We start from the raw sequence: 1,822 nt of genomic DNA, 5'->3' as shown, positions 1-1,822 counted from the left end.
CTGAGGGGCTCTGAACGGGTTAAATACTTAATGCTATTGGTATAACAGCACTATCGCCGTCTGTATGACCGGGTCCCATATGACGCATTTTTAGAAGGAACATCAAAAAGCTGTATGATTAATAATAAGTAAAAACCAAATCATAAACTGCAGCATCATTTTCTTCAGATTCAAATTTTGCTATTAGATTGAAGTCCTCGCGGGATACATCAATTTCATCATAGTTATCGTTAGCATCTGTATAGTGTTCTAGCATTCCCTTCTTATTCAGTGGCAGTTTTAGCAACTTAACAGATTGAAAAAATGCATCATTGTTATAACCTGTAAAGAAAGGTTCGCTGACATGAGCTTGGCCAAGTGCTGTACCATGAAATTGTAATAGGACATTGTTGCCGACTAGCCACCACTGTTTGTGATCATTGGCGATATTTATCTTATTGGCTTGAGGGATTTGTTTCATTAAGTTCAATAATGTGAGTGACTTAACGTTATTAGGCTGTAGATGTTTATAGAGCCAATGTTCTTGAATCGATGTTAATTGAGGAAGGGATGGCCTTGCAGATTCGTCTATTTTACTCGTATAGGTGAAGTTAGTCAGCAAAGTTACGGGGTCATCTTTTGTCGTTGGATGAAACTTATCAAACTGCAATATAATACGTTGTTGTTTTTGAGTAATAATAATCTGCTCTGGCAGTTCTGTAATATCGTGTTTAGAGAGGGAGTTTCTTACTTGCTCTATGGAATTTTTTTGAGCGATTTTGTCTTCTATTCGCCAGCGCTTGTCATCAAACCCATCCCTGAATCCAATATTATTTTTCCCCGCACCATTTAATATGCTGAACGTTGAACTAACTGATTTAAGTTTATCAGCTGAATAAGTAAACCAGAGATTACGTCCATAGCCCCAGACTTTATCGTTATTATCTAAAGTCAATATAATGCTTGGAGGACCTAACTTTTGGGCTGTTTGTGTTGTACTGACCCCTAAATTGATGCCGTAAACACCAGTTGAAAATGAGACATTCGCTGGAGGAAGGGTTGTTTCTTGAGCGAGCATTGCAGGCTCTTTTGCCGTGATGATGCTGCTGTGGCTTACTGTATAACTATATTGGGTTGACTGGAGCGCAAAACCTTTAGTTGTATAAGAGGCGCGATCGTTGCTATACGATTTGTCGCCATTACAGAGCTTATATGCTTGTGCTGCTATATGTATTTTTAAGTCAGTTGTACGCACAACTTTAGGTCCAGCTCTACGTCCTGTCCTATTTTTCTCTTTGGTTATTTTTATATTTTCTACATTAGTTAATAGCATAACCTCAGCACCTAGTGCTGTTGCATCTTGGCGTAATTGTTGTAGCGCTAGTACGAAAGCAGGACTGTCTTCTATAGCTCCTAAATCTGAGTAATCTAACACTTCCACGTTAAGGTAATGAGGTGCAAAAGTTTTAGTTATACAGTTAGGTTTATAATCGACTATGGGAGCCCCTTCATTGTCAGCAGCTTGCGCACTCACTATAAAAGTTAGGCTTATAGATACGAGGCATTTTATCTTGCTTATCATTATGCACAGTTCCTTGTGACAGATAGAGTTTAGTTTTCTAATTTTGAGTTTGAATAGTAACGATATTAAATTATATCCAACTTTAGTAAAGGCTAAAGGTGCCGTAAAGTGTACAGATAGTCGGTGAACTTAATCAAAGACCTTTGTACAGTGTTTCTATCCATTTATCTTCCGAGATAAAATTCCAGCTCCAGCCTTTCCACTTTTCTGGTAAGCCTTGTTTCTTTAGATCTTTTAGTGCGATACCAGATTGCTTTTGAT

At 38.0% G+C, this 1,822-nt stretch carries 1 protein-coding gene; it reads right to left on the bottom strand.

The window, feature by feature from the left end; genetic code table 11:
• Window positions 1-118 precede the first annotated feature (118 nt).
• On the bottom strand, window positions 119-1,561 hold the full coding sequence (locus AB4238_RS21680) for a hypothetical protein (protein ID WP_372035626.1): 1,443 nt from the start codon (window positions 1,559-1,561) through the stop codon (window positions 119-121).
• Window positions 1,562-1,822: the final 261 nt, after the last annotated feature.

The organism is Shewanella sp. 10N.286.45.A1 (assembly GCF_041470405.1).
In the GTDB taxonomy this organism is placed as follows: Bacteria; Pseudomonadota; Gammaproteobacteria; order Enterobacterales; family Shewanellaceae; genus Shewanella.
This window is presented reverse-complemented; position numbering and strand designations above follow the sequence as displayed.

What these genes read in the sequence shown, in the direction of transcription:
- AB4238_RS21680 (WP_372035626.1), bottom strand. Translation starts at nt 1,561, where the DNA reads ATGATAAGCAAGATAAAATGCCTCGTATCTATAAGCCTAACTTTTATA.